The organism is Nitrospirillum goiasense (assembly GCF_034427435.1).
In the GTDB taxonomy this organism is placed as follows: Bacteria; Pseudomonadota; Alphaproteobacteria; order Azospirillales; family Azospirillaceae; genus Nitrospirillum.
This window is the reverse complement of the sequence record NZ_JAXQNP010000003.1, coordinates 938,981-957,769: the sequence shown is the minus strand read 5'-3', so window position 1 is coordinate 957,769 and position 18,789 is coordinate 938,981. Positions and strand designations below refer to the sequence as shown.

16 protein-coding genes are annotated in these 18,789 nt (G+C 69.2%); 5 read left to right on the top strand and 11 right to left on the bottom strand.

The genetic code is table 11. The features are described 5' to 3' along the window. Positions 1 to 28: 28 nt before the first annotated feature. The 4 genes from adhP to ULB03_RS18700 form a co-directional block, all read right to left on the bottom strand. Positions 29 to 1,057 carry an alcohol dehydrogenase AdhP gene (adhP, locus tag ULB03_RS18715; protein ID WP_145734636.1) on the bottom strand — a complete coding sequence of 343 codons (1,029 nt, stop codon included), beginning with the start codon at positions 1,055 to 1,057 and terminating at the stop codon, positions 29 to 31. 113 nt (positions 1,058 to 1,170) lie between these two features. After that, a complete protein-coding gene (locus ULB03_RS18710; protein WP_322484613.1) occupies positions 1,171 to 1,545 on the bottom strand; it encodes a chaperone modulator CbpM in 375 nt (124 codons plus the stop codon). A 4-nt stretch (positions 1,546 to 1,549) separates the two neighbouring features. After that, positions 1,550 to 2,533 carry a DnaJ C-terminal domain-containing protein gene (locus ULB03_RS18705; protein ID WP_322484612.1) on the bottom strand — a complete coding sequence of 328 codons (984 nt, stop codon included), beginning with the start codon at positions 2,531 to 2,533 and terminating at the stop codon, positions 1,550 to 1,552. 5 nt (positions 2,534 to 2,538) lie between these two features. Next, the gene (locus ULB03_RS18700) at positions 2,539 to 4,230 is read right to left on the bottom strand and encodes a bifunctional aminoglycoside phosphotransferase/ATP-binding protein (protein ID WP_322484611.1); all 1,692 of its coding nucleotides are present in this window, start codon (positions 4,228 to 4,230) and stop codon (positions 2,539 to 2,541) included. Positions 4,231 to 4,613: 383 nt separating this feature from the next. Between ULB03_RS18700 and ULB03_RS18695 the strand changes: the two genes are divergently transcribed. The 3 genes from ULB03_RS18695 to ppdK all read left to right on the top strand — a co-directional run bounded on the left by ULB03_RS18695 (position 4,614) and on the right by ppdK (position 10,607). Continuing rightward, positions 4,614 to 5,528, top strand: coding sequence for a glycine--tRNA ligase subunit alpha (locus ULB03_RS18695; RefSeq protein WP_322484610.1), 915 nt, complete (start codon positions 4,614 to 4,616; stop codon positions 5,526 to 5,528). A gap of 3 nt (positions 5,529 to 5,531) precedes the next feature. After that, on the top strand, positions 5,532 to 7,661 hold the full coding sequence (gene glyS / locus ULB03_RS18690) for a glycine--tRNA ligase subunit beta (RefSeq protein WP_322484609.1): 2,130 nt from the start codon (positions 5,532 to 5,534) through the stop codon (positions 7,659 to 7,661). Between the two features lie 258 nt (positions 7,662 to 7,919). Next, positions 7,920 to 10,607 (top strand): pyruvate, phosphate dikinase, encoded by a 2,688-nt coding sequence (gene ppdK, locus ULB03_RS18685; protein ID WP_322484608.1) that lies wholly within the window; start codon positions 7,920 to 7,922, stop codon positions 10,605 to 10,607. An 89-nt stretch (positions 10,608 to 10,696) separates the two neighbouring features. On the opposite strand, the gene ULB03_RS18680 is transcribed toward ppdK, so the two are convergent. The 4 genes from ULB03_RS18680 to ULB03_RS18665 form a co-directional block, all read right to left on the bottom strand. Continuing rightward, positions 10,697 to 11,365, bottom strand: a complete 669-nt coding sequence (locus tag ULB03_RS18680; RefSeq protein WP_322484607.1) for a hypothetical protein — start codon at positions 11,363 to 11,365, stop codon at positions 10,697 to 10,699. Positions 11,366 to 11,500: 135 nt separating this feature from the next. Continuing rightward, positions 11,501 to 12,286 carry a transporter substrate-binding domain-containing protein gene (locus ULB03_RS18675; protein ID WP_322484606.1) on the bottom strand — a complete coding sequence of 262 codons (786 nt, stop codon included), beginning with the start codon at positions 12,284 to 12,286 and terminating at the stop codon, positions 11,501 to 11,503. A gap of 139 nt (positions 12,287 to 12,425) precedes the next feature. Next, complete coding sequence (locus ULB03_RS18670; RefSeq protein ID WP_322484605.1) at positions 12,426 to 13,247, bottom strand: substrate-binding periplasmic protein; 822 nt, start codon at positions 13,245 to 13,247, stop codon at positions 12,426 to 12,428. A 62-nt stretch (positions 13,248 to 13,309) separates the two neighbouring features. Beyond that, on the bottom strand, positions 13,310 to 13,798 hold the full coding sequence (locus tag ULB03_RS18665) for an Lrp/AsnC family transcriptional regulator (RefSeq protein ID WP_145734628.1): 489 nt from the start codon (positions 13,796 to 13,798) through the stop codon (positions 13,310 to 13,312). Between the two features lie 138 nt (positions 13,799 to 13,936). On the opposite strand from ULB03_RS18665, the gene ULB03_RS18660 reads away from it, so the two are divergent. Next, positions 13,937 to 14,296: a hypothetical protein gene (locus tag ULB03_RS18660; protein WP_145734627.1), complete on the top strand. Its 360-nt coding sequence runs from the start codon at positions 13,937 to 13,939 to the stop codon at positions 14,294 to 14,296. Further along, positions 14,293 to 14,574, top strand: a complete 282-nt coding sequence (locus ULB03_RS18655) for a hypothetical protein (protein ID WP_322484604.1) — start codon at positions 14,293 to 14,295, stop codon at positions 14,572 to 14,574. Before ULB03_RS18660 ends, ULB03_RS18655 begins: the two co-directional genes overlap by 4 nt. A gap of 49 nt (positions 14,575 to 14,623) precedes the next feature. Here ULB03_RS18655 and pnuC read toward each other — a convergent pair whose 3' ends face one another. From pnuC to ULB03_RS18640, 3 genes are read right to left on the bottom strand one after another with little or no spacing between them, the layout of a single operon-like run. Next, a complete protein-coding gene (pnuC, locus tag ULB03_RS18650; RefSeq protein ID WP_322484603.1) occupies positions 14,624 to 15,199 on the bottom strand; it encodes a nicotinamide riboside transporter PnuC in 576 nt (191 codons plus the stop codon). A gap of 21 nt (positions 15,200 to 15,220) precedes the next feature. Then, a complete protein-coding gene (locus ULB03_RS18645; RefSeq protein ID WP_322484602.1) occupies positions 15,221 to 16,411 on the bottom strand; it encodes a phosphotransferase enzyme family protein in 1,191 nt (396 codons plus the stop codon). 34 nt (positions 16,412 to 16,445) lie between these two features. Then, positions 16,446 to 18,626 carry a TonB-dependent siderophore receptor gene (locus ULB03_RS18640; RefSeq protein WP_322485230.1) on the bottom strand — a complete coding sequence of 727 codons (2,181 nt, stop codon included), beginning with the start codon at positions 18,624 to 18,626 and terminating at the stop codon, positions 16,446 to 16,448. Between the last annotated feature and the right edge of the window lie 163 nt (positions 18,627 to 18,789).

Sequence of the window (18,789 nt, the reverse complement as noted above, 5' to 3'; positions counted from 1 at the left end):
CGGATGTCAGCGCCGCTGGATACTTTGTTTACAGCGTCACCACCACGCGGCCGTTGACCGTGCCGGCGCGCAGGCGGTCGAAGATGGTGTTGATGGCGTCCAGGGGCTGGACCTCCACCTCCGCCTTCACCTTGCCCTCGCCGGCGAAGGCCAGGGCTTCGGCCAGGTCGGCGCGGGTGCCGACGATGCTGCCGCGCACGGTGATGCGGTTCAGCACGACGTCGAAGATGGGCAGGCCGAACTCGCCCGGCGGCAGGCCGATCAGGGCCACGGTGCCGTGGCGGCGGCTCATGCCCACGGCCTGGGTGAAGGCGGGGCGGGAGACGGCGGTGACCAGCACGCCGTGGGCACCGCCGATGTCGCTGTGCAGGCGCTTGGCCGGGTCTTCCTTGCGGGCGTTCACCGTCAGGTCGGCGCCCAGCTTGCGGGCCAGCTCCAGCTTGTCATCGGCCACGTCGATGGCGGCGACGTGCAGGCCCATGGCCTTGGCGTATTGCACGGCCACATGGCCCAGCCCGCCGATGCCGGAGATGGCGACCCATTGGCCGGGCCGCGCCTCCGTCTCCTTCAGGCCCTTATAGACGGTGACGCCGGCGCACAGGATGGGGGCGATCTCCTCGAACCCCACACTGTCGGGCAGCACCCCGACGAAATTAGGATCGGCCAGGACATAGTCGGCATAGCCGCCGTTGACGGAATAGCCGGTGTTCTGCTGGGCGGTGCACAGCGTTTCCCAGCCCGTCAGGCAGTGTTCGCAGTGGCCGCAGGCGGTGTACAGCCAGGGCACGCCCACCCGGTCGCCTTCCTTCACGTTGGTCACGCCGGCGCCCACGGCGGCGACGTAGCCGACACCCTCATGGCCGGGGATGAAGGGCGGCTGCGGCTTCACCGGCCAGTCGCCATCGGCGGCGTGCAGGTCGGTGTGGCAGACGCCGCTGGCCTGGATGCGCACCAGGATCTGGCCGGGGCCGACCTCGGGCACCGCCACCTCGCGCAGCTCCAGGGGCTGGCCCAGGGTGTGGACGACGGCGGCCTTCATGGTCCGGGGCAAAGACATTGGGGTGGTCCTTCCTGTCGTGGTTCTGTCGGGAGGGGTGGGGCGGCGCCCCGTGGGGGCCGTCCAGTCGCCGACAGAAGACACCCCCGCGCGTCTCCTGGCCTTGAGATGGGTCAAGGCTTGGGGCGGTTCCCGTCGGGCTCCGGTTCCGCCGTCGCCGACAGCACCACCTGGCGCACCTCGGGCGGCAGGCGGTCCAGCACGCCGGCCACGCCGCGCAGGGCGGCGCGCAGGCTGTAGACCTGGTCGATCAGGGACAGGACCAGGGGCAGCGTGTCCTCCGCCACCCCCATGTCATGGCGCAGGTCGCGGATCAGGCCGACGCGGGCCACGTCCACGGGATGGAAGCGCCAGTCGCCGGCATGCTCCGGCGCGCGGTCGCCATCCGGCCGCACCCAGCCCTGCGCCACCCACCAGTGGATTTCCTGCACGGCGATATCGGGAAACCGCGCGCTCACGGACTCCAGCGTCAACAGGGTCGTGCTCATGGCCTCAAGCTCCCTCACGGTCCAGGTCGGCCAGACCCGCGCGGGGGTCGGCGTCGTGCCGGGGCGTCCATCCCTCCAGGAAGGCCGCCAGCTCCGGCTCCTCCCCCTTGGGCAGCACCACCGCCAGTTCCACCACCTGGTGGCCCTGACGGATGCCCCGGCCCTTCAGGCGCAGGCGGGTGCCGCTGCTGGACCCCGGCGGGATGGCCAGCATGACGCTGCCGTGGATGGTGGGCACCTTGACCTTGGCGCCCAGCACCGCCTCCTTCAGGGTGACGGGCAGTTCGATGACGATGTCGTCGCCGTCGCGGCGGTACAGCGGGTGGGGCGACACCGTCACCTCCACGAACGCGTCGCCGGGCGGGCCGCCGTTCAGGCCCGGCCCGCCCTTGCCCGCCAGGCGCAGGGACTGCCCGTCCTTCAGCCCGGCGGGGATGGCCACGTCCAGCACCTGCCCGTCGGGCAGGGTCAGGCGGCGGGTGGCGCCCTTGGCGGCGGTCAGGAAATCCACGGTCAGGGAATAGTGCGCGTCCGTCCCTTTCAGCGGGAAGCCGCCGCGCTGTCCCCCGCCGGGTTGGCCCCCCATGCCGTGCCCGCCCATACCTTGTCCAAACGCGCGGCGCAGCAGGCTTTCCAGATCCTCATGGTCGAAGCCGCCCAGGTCCTCGGGGCCGGCCTGATAGCGCCCGTGCCCGCTGGCGAAGGGGTCACCGGCGTGCTGGCGATAGAACCCACCGCTTCCGCCGGTCGGGCCGCGCGGCGCGGTCTCCGCCCCGGTGGCGTCGATCTCCCCCCGGTCGAACCGGGCGCGCTTCTCCGGGTCGGATAGCAGGGCGTAGGCGGCGGCGATCTCCTTGAACTTGGCCTCCGCCTCCGGCTTGCCGGGGTTCAGGTCCGGATGATGCTTCTTGGCCAGCGCGCGGTACGCGGTGCGGATGGCCTTTTCATCGGCGTCGCGGGCGACGCCCAGCAGGGCATAGGGATCCACCGGAGCTACCTCATTCCAGGGAATGGACCAGGGCCGAAAATGGGGTCGACGGACCGGGCGGCGCGGCCAGTGGGTGGACGGCCGGTCCTGCCCTCCGCCGCCGGGCGCTGCGCCAGCTCTTCCGCCTGGCGCAGCACCGCCGCGGGGGGCATGCCGGCATCCAGGATAGCCCAGCGCACGTCGCCGGCGCCCTGGCGCATCTGGCTTAGCAAGACGGGTAGGTCGGCGTCCGACGCGTCCCGGACGGGGGCCTGCTCCCGGCGGGCCAGCCGCTCCGCCAGCACATCCTGCGGCGCCTGCAGCCACAGGCCGGTGAAGCGCACGCGCGCCTCCGCCGCCACCTTTGCCGCCAGATCCCGTTCCTCCGCCCGGGCGAAGACCGCGTCCAGGATGACGCTGCGCCCGGCGGCCAGGCAGGCGACCGCCTGGGTGCGCAGGCGGTCATAGACGGTGGCGCCCACAGCGGGGGTGTAGGCCTCATCCGGCAGGGGCTGGTCCGGGGCCACGCCGAACAGTTGCTTGCGGATCACATCGGTCCGCAGCACCCGGGCGCCGGGCGCGACACCCAGCAGGGGCGCCAGGTCGCGGGCCAGGGTGGACTTGCCCGTGCCGCTGAAGCCGCCCACCGCCACCAGGCGCGGCCGGTCGCGGCGCAGGAACTCCAGCGCCAGTTGCAGATAGCGGTCGGCCTCCACCGCCCCCGCCGTTTTCTGCGTGGGCGTGGTCTGGCGCCGGGCGGCTGCGGCCGTCACCTGGGCCCGCACGGCGGCGCGCACCGACAGGAACAGGGGCAGGGTGGGCAGGCCGCCCACCGGCCGCCCCTCCGGGCTGGGCACATCCTCCCCCGTCAGGTCCAGATAGCGGTTCAGCACCAGGCTGGCCAAATCCGTCCGCTCGCGGAAGCACAGGTCCATCAGCAGGAAGGCCAGGTCATAGAGCACGTCGGTGCGCGCAAGGCTGGGGTCGAACTCGATGGCGTCGAAGGGCGTGGGGGCGCCATCCACCAGGCAGACGTTGCCCAGGTGCAGGTCGCCGTGGCAGTCGCGCACCCGGCCGGCGTCGCGCCGCGCGTCCAGCAGGAAGCCCTGCGCCGCCAGGGCCGCCTGCGCCTTGGCGTTCCAGGCGCGGATTTCGCTGGCGGTGAAGGCGTCGCCCGGCTTCAGGTTGGCGCGGGTAATGGCGATGGCCTCGCCCAGGCCCTGGGCCCCGCCGCCATCCATCCGCGCGGGCTGGGCCCGGTGCAGGCGGGCCAGGCGGTCGGCCAGATCCAGCATCAGCTGCGGCGTCAGGCGCCCCTGGGTCGCCATGCGGTCCAGCAGGGCGTCCTGGTCGAAACGGCGCATGACCAGCAGCCAATCCACCACCTGGCCCTCGGGCAGCGGCGGCTCATCCTCCCCCGCCGCCCATTCCGGGCCCAGCATCAGGCCGTCGGGCGTGCGCAGCACCGGGCGCAGGCCCAGGTACAGGTTGGGGGCGAAACGCCGGTTGACCGCCAGCTCCGCTAGGCAGAAGTGCCGCCGCCGTTCCACCGTGGAATAATCCAGATAGGAATAGCGCACGGCGCGCTTCAGCTTGTAGGCCCGGTCGCCCGCCAGGAAGACGTGGGAGATGTGGGTGTCGATACGCTCCACCCGCCCCCGGGCGCCGAAGGAGTCCGGATAGGTCAGGAAGGCGAGCGTTTCGGTCTGGTCGTCCATGAAAGGCAAACTCCCTGGGAAAAGGGGGGCGGGGACCTGGGGCGCTGGGGGCGCCGGCAGGCTCCTCTTGGAAAAACGATACGTCGGCCCTGGGTTCCGCCGCGTTGAGCGGGATCAAGCGGGCCCATTCCTTTGCAAAACAGCGCGGGCCTTTGCGAAACAGCACGGGACCTTTTCAAAACGGCGCCGGTGCCCCGCGAAACATGCCTGCCACACCCGCGCCAAAAGGGGGGCCGCATGCGGCAAACGCGCCGGTCGCCGCCTTGATTTGGGGTTCGCCCGCCTTGTAAGGTGCGCCGCAACGCAACAAAGGGCTGGGGAGGACGGGTTTTCGGGCCCGAAAGGTTCCTTTTCCGCCCTTCCAGTGTGAAGACGGTCAGGCGATGGCGGCCTCAGGCGCGGCGAAGCTCAGTTTCCAGGGATTAATCCTGACGCTCCACCAGTTCTGGTCGGAGCAGGGGGCCTTGATCCTCCAGCCTTATGACATGGAGATGGGGGCCGGCACCTTCCATCCCTCCACCACCTTGCGCGCCCTGGGCGCCACGCCGTGGAAGGCCGCCTTCGTGCAGCCGTCGCGCCGGCCCAAGGATGGCCGCTATGGCGAGAACCCCAACCGCCTGCACCAGCATCACCAGTACCAGGTGATCCTGAAGCCCTCGCCGGCCAACGTGCAGGAGATCTACCTGGAAAGCCTGCGCCGCGTGGGCATCGACCCGGCGCAGCACGACATCCGCTTCGTCGAGGACGACTGGGAAAGCCCCACGCTGGGCGCCTGGGGCCTGGGCTGGGAAGTGTGGTGCGACGGCATGGAGGTGACGCAGTTCACCTACTTCCAGCAGGTGGGCGGCATCGAGTGCGAGGTCGTGGCGGCGGAGCTGACCTACGGCCTGGAACGCCTGGCCATGTACATCCAGAACGTCGAGAACGTGTACGACCTGGATTTCAACGGCCAGGGCGTGAAGTACGGCGATGTCTATCACCGCAATGAGCGGGAGCAGAGCGCCTATAATTTCGAGGTGGCGGACACCGCCATGCTGCTGCGCCATTTCGAGGACGCGGAGCATGAGTGCGCCGAGCTGCTGAAGCGCGGCCTGGCCTGGCCGGCCTATGAGCAGTGCATCAAGGCCTCGCACAACTTCAACCTGCTGGACGCGCGCGGCGTGATTTCGGTGGTGGAGCGGCAGAGCTATATCCTGCGCGTCCGCAACCTGGCCAAGGCCTGCTGCGAGGCCTGGGTGGCGGGGGACAAGAAAGTCGACTGGACCCTGCCTGGGCCCGTTTCCGGTAAGGGGGCCTGAACCATGGCCGAGCTGCTGATCGAGCTGTTTTCCGAGGAAATCCCCGCCCGCATGCAGGTGCGCGCGGCCGATGACCTCAAGCGCCTGGTGACCACCAAGCTGGCCGACGCCGGCTTGTCCTTCACCGACGCTATCGCCCATTCCACCCCGCGCCGCCTGACCCTGGCCGTGACCGGCCTGCCGGTGCGCCAGGCCGACGTGCGCGATGAGCGCAAGGGCCCGCGCGTCGGCTCCCCCGACGCGGCTGTGCAGGGCTTCCTGCGCGGCGCCGGCCTGACCAGCCTGGACCAGTGCGAACAGCGCGACACCGGCAAGGGCGTGTTCTGGTTCGCCGTGGTGGAAAAGCCGGGTGGGGCCACCATCGACGCCCTGCCGGGCATCATCGACGCCGCCATCCGTGAATTGCCCTGGCCCAAATCCATGCGCTGGGGCGGCAACACCTTCCGTTGGGTGCGGCCGCTGCAGTCCATCCTGGCGCTGTTCGACGGCGCGGTGGTGCCGGGCTACCTCACCCTGAAGACGGCCGAGCCGGCGCCCGAGGCGTCCGAGGGCACCGTGTGCCTGGCTGGTGAGCCCACCGCCGTCACCCTGCCCTATGGCAACACCACGCGCGGCCACCGCTTCCTGGCGCCCGACGTGCTGACCATCGCCGACTTCGCCGACTACCAGCAAAAGCTGGCCGGCGCCTTCGTCGTGCTGGACCGTGAGGCGCGCAAGGCCCGCATCCTGGAACAGGCCAACGCCTTAGCCGCCGCCGAGGGCCTCACCCTGCGCGACGATCCCGGCCTGCTGGAAGAGGTGGCGGGCCTGGTGGAATGGCCCGTGGGCCTGATCGGCACCATCGACCAGGCCTTCATGGACGTGCCGGCGGAGGTGCTGACCACCTCCATGCGCACGCACCAGCGCTATTTCGCGCTGGAGACGGCTGACGGCAAGCTGGCGCCCCGCTTCATCCTGATGGCCAACCGCACCACCGAGGACGAAGGCCGGGCCGTGGTGGCCGGCAACGAGCGCGTGCTGCGCGCCCGCCTGTCGGACGCCAAGTTCTTCTGGGACCTGGACCGCAAGGTGCCGCTGGAGAAGCAGGCGGAGAAGCTGGCCGACATCACCTTCCATGCCAAGCTGGGGACCACGGCGGCCAAGGTCCAGCGGGTGCAAGGCCTGGCGGCGGTCATCGCCCGGGCCATCCATGCCGACGTGGACGCCACCCGCCGCGCCGCCCGCTTGGCCAAGGCCGATCTGGTGACCGGCTTGGTGGGTGAGTTCCCCGAGGTGCAGGGCGTCGTCGGCCGCTACATCGCCTATGAGCAGGGCGAGAATGCCGCCGTGGCCGAGGCCATCGCCGACCATTACAAGCCCTTGGGCCCCAGCGACAGCTGCCCCACCGCGCCGGTTTCCGTGGCGGTGGCCCTGGCCGACAAGATCGACACCCTGGTGGCCTTCTTCGGTATCGATGAGAAGCCCACAGGCTCCCGCGATCCGTTCGCGCTGCGCCGCGCCGCCCTGGGCGTCATCCGCCTGGTGGTGGAGAACGGCCTGCGCGTGGACCTCAGCGACCTGTTCCTGGTGGCGCGCGGCCAACTGGCCCTGGACAACGCCGCCCTGGATGGCGAGTTGCTGGCCTTCTTCGCGGACCGCCTGGTGGTGGCCCTGCGCGAGAAGGGCGTGCGCCACGACCTGATCGCGGCGGCGCTCGCCGGCCGGGCGGAGGGCGATTTGGTCCGCCTGCTGGCCCGCGTGGACGCGCTGGCCGGCTTCGTCAACACCGACGACGGCGCCAACCTGCTGGCCGCCTTCCGCCGCGCCGCCAACATCCTGCGCATCGAGGAGAAGAAGGACGGCCACGCCCATGACGGCGTGCCGGACGCGGCGCTGTTGCAGGTGGATGAGGAAAAGGCGCTGGCGGCGGCGCTGGATACGGCCCGCGCCTCGTCCGAACCGGCCCTGGCCGCCGAGGACTACGTCGGCACCATGGCCGCCCTGGCGACCTTGCGCGGCCCGGTGGACGCCTTCTTCGACAAGGTGACGGTGAACGCCGACGATCCGGCCCTGCGGGCCAACCGGCTGCGTCTGCTGGCCGGCATCCGTCGCACGCTGAACCATGTGGCGGATTTCTCGGTCATCGAGGGATGAGTCGCGGGGGCCGGGAAACCGGCCCCCGTTTTCGTATGGCCGCCCGCGCCCACCGCATCGGGCGGTCACAATCTTGGCCCTTCCGCTGGCCGGGATTGTTTGCAAGGCTTTGATATCAGTACGCGTGACCAAAACGGGGCCGGTCTTGGCCGGACCCCGAAAAAACATAAATCGCAGTGAAAACTTCGGGGAAACTGGCGAGCGGCGGCCCAACAGACAACCGGCCGCGGCCCCGCCGAACGCATCGGGTGAGGAACCATGAGCAGCGTGTCCAAGTGGGTGTACAGCTTCGGTGACGGCAAGGCCGAGGGCCGGGCCGAGATGAAGAACCTTCTGGGTGGCAAGGGTGCCAACCTGGCGGAGATGAGCAATCTGGGATTGCCCGTGCCGCCCGGCTTCACCATCACCACCGAGGTGTGCACCTGGTTCTATGACAACGGCCGCCAGTACCCGGCCGAGCTGAAGGACCAGGTCGCCGCCGGGTTGAGGGCGGTTGAGGGCATCATCGGCGCCACCTTCGGCGACGCGGACAACCCCCTGCTGGTCTCCGTCCGTTCCGGCGCCCGAGCCTCCATGCCCGGCATGATGGACACGGTGCTGAACCTGGGCCTGAACGACATCACCGTCCGCGGCCTGGCCAAGCGGTCGGGGGACGAGCGTTTCGCCTATGACAGCTACCGCCGCTTCATCCAGATGTACGGCAACGTCGTGCTGGACGTGGACCACCACCATTTCGAGGAGATCCTGGACAGCCACAAGCGCGACCGGGGCCTCAGCTACGATACCGACCTGGAGGCCGGCGACTGGCAGGCGGTGATCGAGGGCTATAAGGACGTGGTGCAGGAGGCGCTGGGCCGCCCCTTCCCGCAGGATGTGCAGGAACAGCTGTGGGGCGCCATCGGCGCCGTGTTCGGCAGCTGGATGAACCAGCGCGCCATCACCTATCGCAAGCTGCACGAGATTCCGGCCAGCTGGGGCACGGCGGTGAACGTCCAGGCCATGGTGTTTGGCAACATGGGCAACGACTGCGCCACCGGCGTGGCCTTCACCCGCAACCCGTCCACGGGTGAGAACGCCTTCTACGGCGAATACCTCATCAACGCCCAGGGCGAGGACGTGGTGGCCGGCATCCGCACGCCGCAGCACCTGACCATCGCCGGCCGCCAGGCCAACGGGTCCGACCTGCCGGCCATGGAAGAGAGCATGCCGGAGGTGTTCCAGCAGCTGGACGCCGTGCGCCTGAAGCTGGAGCGGCACTACCGCGACATGCAGGACATCGAGTTCACGGTGCAGCAGAAGAAGCTGTACATGCTGCAGACCCGAAATGGTAAGCGCACCACCGCCGCCGCGCTGAAGATCGCCGTGGACATGGCGCAGGAAGGCCTGATCGACGAGGCCGAGGCCGTGCGCCGCATCGAGCCCAAGTCCCTGGACCAGCTGCTGCACCCCACCCTGGACCCCAAGGCCGAGCGCAAGATCATCGCCAAGGGCCTGCCCGCCAGCCCGGGTGCGGCCTGCGGCAAGGTGGTGTTCTCCGCCGATGAGGCGGAGCGCCTGTCCCAGATGGGCGATGCCGTCATCCTCTGCCGCGTGGAAACCAGCCCGGAGGACATCCACGGCATGCACGCCGCCGCCGGCATCCTGACCACCCGCGGCGGCATGACCAGCCACGCCGCCGTGGTGGCGCGCGGCATGGGCCGGTCCTGCGTGTCGGGTGCCGGTGAACTGCGCATCGACTACAAGACCGGCGTGATGACCGTGCGCGGCGAGAAGATCGCCGCCGGCGATATCATCACCATCGACGGCTCGACCGGCGAGGTCATGCTGGGCCATGTGCCCACCATCCAGCCGGAACTGTCCGGCGACTTCGCCATCCTGATGGGCTGGGCCGACCGCTTCCGCCGCATGAAGGTGCGCACCAACGCCGAAACCCCGCTGGACGCCCGCACGGCGGTGAAATTCGGGGCGGAGGGCATCGGCCTCTGCCGGACCGAGCACATGTTCTTCGATACCGAGCGCATCATCGCCGTGCGCGAGATGATCGTGGCGGAGACGGAGGCCGGCCGCCGTGCCGCCCTGGCCAAGATCGCCCCCATGCAGCGCCAGGATTTCGTGGAGCTGTTCCGCATCATGGCCGGCCTGCCGGTCACCATCCGCCTGCTCGATCCGCCGCTGCACGAGTTCCTGCCCAACAGCGAGGCGGAGATGGACGAGGTGGCCAAGGCCGCCGGCACGGACATCCAGCGGGTGCGCCACCGCGCCCTGCAGCTGCACGAGGCCAACCCCATGCTGGGCCATCGCGGCTGCCGCCTGGGCATCTCCTATCCCGAAATCTATGAGATGCAGGCCCGCGCCATCTTCGAGGCGGCGGTCGAGGTGGGCAAGGACGGCCAGAGCGTGATCCCTGAGATCATGATCCCCCTGGTCGGCACCAAGAAGGAACTGGACATCCTGAAGGCCGTGATCGACCGGGTGGCGGGCGAGGTGAAGCAGTCCTCCGGCGTGCAGATCGACTATCTGGTCGGCACCATGATCGAGCTGCCGCGCGCTGCCTTGCGGGCGGCGGAGATCGCCCAGTCGGCGGAGTTCTTCAGCTTCGGCACCAACGACCTGACGCAGACCACCTTCGGCATCAGCCGCGACGACGCCGCCAGCTTCCTGCCCGACTACCAGCGGGCCGGCATCTTCGAGCACGACCCCTTCGTGACCCTGGACACGGAAGGCGTGGGCGAGCTGGTGTCCATCGCCGCCGAACGGGGCCGCAAGACCCGCCCGGACATCAAGCTGGGCATCTGCGGCGAGCACGGCGGCGACCCGGCGTCGGTTTACTTCTGTGAGAAGGTGGGGCTCAGCTACGTCTCCTGCTCCCCCTACCGCGTGCCCATCGCCCGCCTGGCGGCGGCGCAGGCGGCCCTGATGGGCGACCGGCCGGCCAGCGAGGCGTAAAGCCCCGAGGCGTAAATCCCGCAAGGGGTGATCAACGGGTAACGGGGCCGGGAGGGCGACTTCCCGGCCCCACGCTTGTCCGGTTGTCCTCAGTCCGGGCGGCTTCCCCGCTCGTAGCGTTGGAAGTTATAGCCGCTGGTGACAAGGATGTGGGCCAACTGGTGGCAGGTCAGCACGAAGTCCTCCTCCAGCGGGCTGGTTTCATACTGATAGCCGGGCGGCGGCGGGGGCAGGTCGATCGCGTCGCTGGACCCGTCGTCCGTCGGGAACGTCGCCACCAGGGCATAGCGGTCGCCGTCCTCCCCCACCAGCTCATACAGCGTATTGCCGGCCAGCAGGGTGGTTTCGGTATGGCGCTCGATCAGCCCCTTGGACCAGGTGACGCTGGCGTCCGATGTGCCGTCGTCCCCGGACACGGGCTGCATCGTCAGAATGCGGGCGATCAGCAGGCAGTCCACCGTCGCGTGGCCCGCCCGCAGGGTGATGCGCCAGGGCATGCCCGCCGGCGGCGTGCCGGGATAGGGGTACAGTACCGCCGTCTGCGGGATTCCGTTGGTCCCGGGCTGGTCCTTCTGAAGGTCGCTCGGCAGCTCATGGGTGGAAAACGACACCCGGTCCGGCAGCAGCGGATAGATATCGCTCATATAGGCGTCGTAGTTGTCACCGGTGTGGCTGTAGATATAGCCGCCGGGGAAATTCGGGTGCTGTCTGAATTCTTGGTTGAAGCCGCCTTGCGGCACCTTCATGGGCGTGAGCATGCGCATCCTCCCGCTGGATGTCTGTGTTGAGCCCCGGCGGGGTTACCGGGGCAACAAACATCACGGTGCGCCAATTTGGATGCATCAGCAAATGTATTTTTATTAAAAGTTGTATTCGCGCCACCGGCGTGCGGCTCAGCTGTCGCTGTCTGCCTTATGGAAATACGGTCGGGCGATGGCGTCCAGCCGGCCTTCGCGGTACAGCGCCTCAGCCGCCTCGCGCAGGGCGGCGGTTTCCGGCGCGCCTTGGGTGTTGGGGGCGCAGGCCAGCCAGGCCTCCATGGTGGTGATCTCCAGGCGCTCCCCCAACTGATCGCTCAGTCCATCCTCCCGCGCGACCACGTCGATGACCGAGGCGATGCCCAGCATGGCGTCCACCCGGCCCCGGGCCACCATGCGCAGGCCATTGACCATGGAGGGCACCGCCTGCACCGATAGCCCGTAGCGCTGGATCAGGGGAGCCAGCACCTGGATACCGGCGCCACTGACCGCCACCGCTCCCAACCGGCGCAAATCGTCCGGCGTCGCCAGCGGCACGCCCCGGCGGGCAACAGCCACCACGTTCGCGCGCATGGTCAGGGCCAGGGGCGCGATGGCTTTGTGACGGGCCTCAAGGGGAAGCGCGATCATGCCGTAGGTCTTGGGGCCACCGCTGCCCTGATCGCGTAGCAGTTCGGTATAGAGGCGCACGGCCGGTAGCAGTTCGATGGTGCCGCGGACGCCAGCCCGGTCCAGGATGGACTGCGCCTGTTCCACCATAACCCCCGTGGGCATCCCCTGGGCGTTCCACGCGCCTAATACCGGCAATTCGGGCACCAGCAAACGGATCGGCCCCGTTGGTGCCTGCGCTTGGGCGCGCCCCTTGGTGCTGGCGGTCACAGCCAGCAGCGCGAACAGCAGGGCGCGGCGATCTAGGGTCATGGGACAGGCAGGCCTGGGAATGGTGACGTCATCGGTCAGGTGGGCGACCGTCCCCGTCTGGACTACCCCAAATCGATGCGTAATTGACCTAATTGCAAGCTGTCACGTTGGCCCCGGAGCACGCCCGCTGACCGGTGGTTCAGCTGCCGCTGTCGGCCTTGCGGAAATGCTGGCGGGTGATGGCCTCCAGCCGACCTTCGCGATACAGCGCCTCGGCCGCGTCACGCAGGGCGGCGGTTTCCGGCGCAGTGCGAACGGTGGGGCCGCAGGCCAGCCAGGCCTCCATGGTGGTGATCTCCAGGCGGTCCCCCAACTGATCGGTCAGGCCATCCTCCCGAGCCACCACATCGATGACGGCGGCGATGCCCAGGACGGCGTTCACCCGGCCATGGGTCAGCATGCGCAGGCCGTTCACGATGGAGGGCACCGTCTGTACCGCCAGGCCGTAGCGTTGAATGATGGGCGCCAGCGCCTGGGTGCCCGTGGCGCTCATCGCCACGGGGCCCACTTGGCGCAAGTCCTCCAGGGTGGCCAGTGGCACCCCCCGGCGGGCGACCGCCACCAGGCGCGCGGACATGGTCAGGGCCAAGGGCACGATGGCTTGATAGGGCGCGCGGATGGGCAGGGCGATCATGCCGTAGGTTTTGGGGCCGCCCGCTTCCATCGGCGCCCCTGCCGGTGCCAGGTCGGCCCGCGCCAGTTCGGCATACAGGCGCACGGCCGGCACCAGCTCGATGGTGGCGGGAATGCCGGCGCGGTCCAGGATGGCCTGGGCTTGCTCCACCACCAGCCCGGTGGGGTGTCCTTGCGCATCACGCTCCCCCAGAACCGGCAGTTCCGGCACCAGCATGCGGATGGGGGGTGGTGGCGCCTGCATCACTTCCTGGGCTGGGGCGACGCGGACCCCGCCGGCACTGAAGGCCAGCAGCAGGGACAGGACGGTGCGGCGGTGCAAGATCATGGTTGGCGGCCGGCCGGTATCAAGGGCGTTCCCGCTTAGGTGGGAAACGTTAGGTTCCTAAACTACCCTAGATCCGCGCGCAGCTGCCCCAACGGCAACGCGGTCGTCTCCTTGACGGTCGACACTGCCATCATCGAATTGATTTCCCGCACGCCCGGCAGTTGCGACAGCTTCTTGAAGAACAGCGCCTCATAGGCCTCGACATCCTTGGCGACGATGCGCAGCAGGAAATCCACCTGGCCCATCAGCACGAAGCATTCCAGCACCTCTGGAATGTCGGCGATGGCGCGGCGGAAGGCGTCCAGGCTGTCGCCAGCGTGCGCCTCCAGCTTCACATGGGCGAAGACCAGGAAGTTCAGGCCCAGCTCCCGCCGGTCCAGCAGGGCCACCCGCTGCCGGATCAGGCCGGTTTCCTCCAGCCGCTGGATGCGGCGCCAGCAGGGGGACTGCGACAGCCCCACCTTGTCGCCTACGTCCGCGGCCGAGGCGGCGCCGTCCTGCTGCAGCACGTCCAGGATTTTCCAATCCAGCCCATCCAGCTTATGTCGCATGACTCATTTCCATGATGGCATTTTGAAACATGATCCATGTTGAGAATGGCAAAATTACACCGTCTTCGCAAAGACTATGCGCGCCATGGTCGCTATTGTTGCTCTCATCGGAACACGATTTGTTGAAGAGCCGCCGCCATGCCCCCCTTGGATTGTTCTCCCGCCGATTACGCCGTCCTGCATCCCACCCTGACGCTGGTGCGCAGCGGCGAAGGCTTCGTCGCCCTGGCCGTCAACCGTGCCGGTCCGTTGGACGTGACCCTGGACTGGAGCCGCCTGGACCCTGTGGAGAACACCGACGGCCTGGATGCCGCCATCGACTACGCCCTATCGGTCGCCCGTCATCGGGGTGAGGCCGACCGGCGGGCTGGCCGGCCCTGGGCCACGGCCCACGCCGTCGTCGTGGGGCATGAGGGCGAGGCGGCGGAGGCCGCCGTGCGCCGGGCCGTAGCCGTGGCCGCCGTGCCGGTGGCCGGCCTGCCGGAGACTCGGGTATGAGCGCGGCGACGGCCGCCGCGCCCCTGAACTCCAGCCCCGTCATGCTTTCGGTGGCGGCCGACGCCAGCCCCGGCCTGCTGTCCCGCTTGATGGGTACGCTGGCCCGGTTGGACATCGTGCCTCTACACGTCTACGCCCGCCGCCGCGCCGACGTTCCGGGTGAGGACATGCTGGAGGTGGACATCCAGCTGCCCGATACGGCATCGGCGTATAGCGACCGGGTGGCGGCCTTGTTCCGCAACGTGGTGGGCGTGCATCAAGTCGCCGGTTCGGTCTAAGGGAAAAATTAGGACGCGACCGCGTCCGCCCGGCAATTGAGGGAACAGCTTAAAGCGGCTGCACGGCCGGGACTTCGGTGCCGGCCCGCCAGCTGCGCAGGCCCAGGATGGCCAGAACGATGAAGGCGGCGTAGAGGCCGGCGGTCAGGTACAGGTCCTTGACCAGGTACAGGGCGACATAGACCACGTCGACCGCGATCCACAGCCACCAATTCTCGATATGCTTGCGGGCCGTCCAATACTGGGCCACCAGGCTGAAGCCGGCCAGGGTGGCGTCCAGATAGGGCAGGGAGGCATCGGTCCAGCGGGCCATGGCCAAGCCCCAGGCGGCGCTGGCCACGGCGCCTGCGGCCAGGGCCAGGATCGCGCCCCGGGCGGAAAGCGGCCGCACCACCACCTGTCCCTCATCGCGCAGGCCCCGCCGCCAGCAGACCCAGCCATAGACCAGGAAGGCGCCGAACACCGCCTGCAGCACCATATCGGAATACAGCTTGGCCTCTAGGAAGACCACGCCATAGAGCGCCACGGACGCCAGGCCCAGCGGCCAGCACCACAGGGACCGGCGGGTGGTGGTCCAGACGGCCAGGGCGCTGATGATGACGGCGACGATTTCCAGCGGGGACATGAGGGGCGGCGCCGTTGGTTGTTACAGGGTCAGGTCGCGGATGAAGGCCAGCAGGGCCTGCCCGTCGGTGCCGTGGAACCATTCGGCATGGCTCAGGAAATACCCCTCGTAGGCCAGGCCGGCATTCCCGGCGGATCGCGTGATGCCGTGGAAATAGTCGGTTTCCGCCAGGGCGAATTCCGCATGCACCAGGGGCAGCAGGGCGGCCAGCGCCTGGCGCCGCCCGGCGTCCAGGGGGCTGACGGCGTGATAGCCGGCCAGCAGGGCCGCCACTTGGTCGTGATGCACCTTGGGGGCCCGTGACTCCGTCAACGCCAGCCATTCCAAGGTATTGCGCTCGATGGCCGTGGCCAGGTCGTACAGCGCGGTGGTGCGGTCGGCCAGGCCGAAATCCAGCACCGCCGCGACCGTCGCCGTGGGGCCGGCACCCGTCCAGGTGAGGTTGGAGGCGTGCAGGTCGTTGTGCGTCCACAGCGGCGCCAGATGGCCCAGGTGGGGCCTCAGCCGGTCATGGAAGGGCAGCAGCAGGCGCCGCGTGTCCTCCCGCCAGGGCCGGGTGGACAGATAGTCGGCCAGGGCGGGCCGGGTGGCCACGTAGTCCGCCATGGCCGCCAGCGGATCGTCGCCGGCGAACAGGGTGAAGCCCGACACCAGCGGCTGGCCGGCGCGCCGCGGTCGGTCAAAGCCCGCCGCCGCCTGGTGCAGTCGGGCCATGACCCCGCCCGCCGCGTGGGCGTGGGAAACCTCCTGGAACGGGGTCCAGGACGGCGCGTCCCGATAGACATCCAGGCCCGGCGCCAGGCCGTGGACCTCATAGGTCCACTCGCCCATCGTCACGGCGCGGGTGCCGGTGCCGGTGACCAGCACGTCGCAGATCCCCAACCCCAAGGCCGCGCCGTTGCGGCGCAGATGGTCCATGAAGGCGTGCTCGTCCCCCAACTGGGCGGCGCTGCGCACCCGCGCGTGGTGGCGCTTCACGAACACCGCCGCGCGGGTTCCGCCCACCATCGCCACCACCGAGGCGGCGGAAAAGGGGCGGGGGCTGTGGCTGAGGATGCCGCGCACCGTGCCCGCGTCCGGGTAATGGCGCAGCAGGCCCGCCACCTCCGCCACCGTCAGGGGCGGCCAGTCGGGCAGCACCGCGTCCATGCCCATGCCGTGGGCCAGGGGGGACGGGCTCTCTAACCGGGACCGGGCGGGGGAGGCGCTCATGAAATGGGGACGGACCTTACAGGGACTGTTGGCCTTACAGGGAATACTGGATCGTGAAGCGCGCCGTGCGCGGCGCCCCCAGATGCAGATAGGCGTCGCCGGCGCTTTCGCCAACATCCTTCCAGTAGCGCCGATCCAGCAGGTTGTCGACCGACAGCCGCAGGGTCAGCTTTTCGTCCAGTGCGCTGGGGGCGTAGCGCAGGCCGGCGTTGAACAGATGATAGGCCGGCGCGGTGGCCACGGCGTCGCGCGCCGCCGCCCGCGCGCCCACATACTGCCACCCGGCCAGCAAGGCCAGGCCGTCCAGGTGGGGCAGGGTGTAATCGGCGTACAGCGCCGTACGCACGTGGGGCACGTTGATGGCCTGGTGGCCGTCATAGGCGGGCGTGCCCGTGCCATAGGCCACGGCATGCATGAAGGTGGCGCTGGCCGTCAGGCGCAGGGCGTCCGTCACCTGGCCGGCGGCGTTCAGCTCCAGCCCGTCGTGCCGTTCCGTCCCCTGGCGCACATAGGTGAAGCCGTAGGCGCTGTCGTCGGGCTTGGCGTACTCATACGCCTTGCTCAGGCGGAAGACGCTGGCGCCCAGCAGCAGGCCGTTCCAATCGTACTTGGCGCCCACCTCGTCCTGCCAGGACAGCGACGGCGACAGGATCTCGCTGGCGTTGGTGGCCCAGGCCGGCGCCTGGCCGCCCAGCGACAGGCCGCGCGAATGGCTGGCGTATAGGGTCACGGCCGCCAGCGGCTTGTAGACCAGGGCCGCCTGCGGCAGGGGCAGCGTCTCCGCCGTGTTGCGGATGGTGGTGTGGCTGACGTCATAGGCGCGTTCGCGCAGGAACACGCCGCGCACGCCGGCGTCCAACTCCAGCCCCCGGACCAGGGCGCCCAGGTCCACCCTGTCCATGCCGATGAGCGCATATTGGCGGCTGTCCAGCCGCTGGTAATTGGCGCCTGGGTTGTTGGGGGAACGGTCGAAGGCCAGGGGGGTGGGGTTATAGATGTTGTCGCTGCCGACATAGTCATAGACGTAGTCGGTCTGCGTCACCGTGCGGCGGAAGACGCTGGCGCCCAGGGTCAGGCTGTGGCCGATGGCACCGGTCGCCGCCTTGCCCAGCAGCAGGGCCTGGGCCTGGTCATCCTCCCGCGCGTCGTTGGGGCTGCGGTAGTCATAGACGTCGAAGTCGCCGTTGGGCGCGAAGTAGTAGCCGGGGGAGTCGCCGGCGGCGCAACTGGGGACGTTGTAGCAGCCATAGGCGAAGGCCACGTTGTCGTCGATGACCGTGCGGCTGTGGCCGGCCGAAACCGCCAGGCGCCAATCGTCACTGAACCGGTGCTCATACTGGCCGGACAGGTTCAGGGCGTTGATGGTGACGGGTTTGGTCCAGGACTGCGCGCCCAGCATCCGCTCCGGCGACACGGTGTCCAGCGCCGGCAGGGCGGTGCCGCCCAGCAACTGATAGCCGGAGACGGAGTGCTGCACCCGGCGCTGGTATTCCAGGTCCAGATTGAAGGTGTCGTTCTCCGTCGCGCGCCAATCGCCGGCGATGGAGCCGAAGTTGCGGTAGCCGTCGGCATGGTCGACGTAACTGGCGATGTCCTCATGCGCCGCGTTCAGGCGCAGGCCATACTGCTTGCGCTCGCCGAAGACGGAACCGACGTCCACCGCGCTGTAGAAACCACCCCGGTTGTCGGTGCCCAGGGTCAGGCTGCGCACGTCCGCCGGCCGCTTGGTGACGTAGTCGACCAGGCCGCCCGGGGCCACGACGCCGGCATCCACGCCGGCCAGGCCCTTCAGGAACTCCACCCGCTGCTTGTTCTCCAGCGCCACCGGCTGTTCGCCGGCGATGGTCAGGCCGTTGATCTGCAGGCCGGTGGCCAGATCCAGGGGGAAGCCCCGGATGGCGATGTCCTCGTAATAGCCTTCGGGTGCGTAGTTCTCACCGATGGAGGCGTCGTTGCGGATCAGGTCGCTCAGCCGCCGGGCTTGCTGGTCGTCCATCAGGTCGCGGGTGACGACGCTGACCGATGCCGGGGTGTCCAGCACCGTGCCGGCGGCGCCGAACTGGGTGTCGGTGGCGCGGAAGCCCTGATCGCGCACGCCGGTGACGATGACGGTGGCCGGTTGGTCGGCCGGCTCGGCCTGCGCGGCCCCGCCCATCACCAGGGCGATCGCCGCCACGGAGTGCATCAGGCGGTGGGAACGGCGGAGGGAAATCATCACGGGGACTGTCATCCTGAAAGGGGCGGCCTGTCCTGTCCGCCGCGGGAAGGGCGGCGTGGGGCAAGCCACGAACAGAATTGGGATGGGCGGTTTTTGGCGGATTCCCGCCGCCGGGTCAAACCTTTGCCTGGTCAGGGCCGGGTTGCGCCGTTGCAATAGT

Excerpts from the sequence above, each read along its gene's own strand:
- adhP (WP_145734636.1), bottom strand. The coding sequence starts at position 1,057 with ATGTCTTTGCCCCGGACCATGAAGGCCGCCGTCGTCCACACCCTGGGC.
- ULB03_RS18710 (WP_322484613.1), bottom strand. The coding sequence starts at position 1,545 with ATGAGCACGACCCTGTTGACGCTGGAGTCCGTGAGCGCGCGGTTTCCC.
- ULB03_RS18700 (WP_322484611.1), bottom strand. The coding sequence starts at position 4,230 with ATGGACGACCAGACCGAAACGCTCGCCTTCCTGACCTATCCGGACTCC.
- ULB03_RS18695 (WP_322484610.1), top strand. The coding sequence starts at position 4,614 with ATGGCGGCCTCAGGCGCGGCGAAGCTCAGTTTCCAGGGATTAATCCTG.
- glyS (WP_322484609.1), top strand. The coding sequence starts at position 5,532 with ATGGCCGAGCTGCTGATCGAGCTGTTTTCCGAGGAAATCCCCGCCCGC.
- ppdK (WP_322484608.1), top strand. The coding sequence starts at position 7,920 with ATGAGCAGCGTGTCCAAGTGGGTGTACAGCTTCGGTGACGGCAAGGCC.
- ULB03_RS18680 (WP_322484607.1), bottom strand. The coding sequence starts at position 11,365 with ATGCTCACGCCCATGAAGGTGCCGCAAGGCGGCTTCAACCAAGAATTC.
- ULB03_RS18675 (WP_322484606.1), bottom strand. The coding sequence starts at position 12,286 with ATGACCCTAGATCGCCGCGCCCTGCTGTTCGCGCTGCTGGCTGTGACC.
- ULB03_RS18670 (WP_322484605.1), bottom strand. The coding sequence starts at position 13,247 with ATGATCTTGCACCGCCGCACCGTCCTGTCCCTGCTGCTGGCCTTCAGT.
- ULB03_RS18665 (WP_145734628.1), bottom strand. The coding sequence starts at position 13,798 with ATGCGACATAAGCTGGATGGGCTGGATTGGAAAATCCTGGACGTGCTG.
- ULB03_RS18660 (WP_145734627.1), top strand. The coding sequence starts at position 13,937 with ATGCCCCCCTTGGATTGTTCTCCCGCCGATTACGCCGTCCTGCATCCC.
- ULB03_RS18655 (WP_322484604.1), top strand. The coding sequence starts at position 14,293 with ATGAGCGCGGCGACGGCCGCCGCGCCCCTGAACTCCAGCCCCGTCATG.
- pnuC (WP_322484603.1), bottom strand. The coding sequence starts at position 15,199 with ATGTCCCCGCTGGAAATCGTCGCCGTCATCATCAGCGCCCTGGCCGTC.
- ULB03_RS18645 (WP_322484602.1), bottom strand. The coding sequence starts at position 16,411 with ATGAGCGCCTCCCCCGCCCGGTCCCGGTTAGAGAGCCCGTCCCCCCTG.
- ULB03_RS18640 (WP_322485230.1), bottom strand. The coding sequence starts at position 18,626 with ATGATTTCCCTCCGCCGTTCCCACCGCCTGATGCACTCCGTGGCGGCG.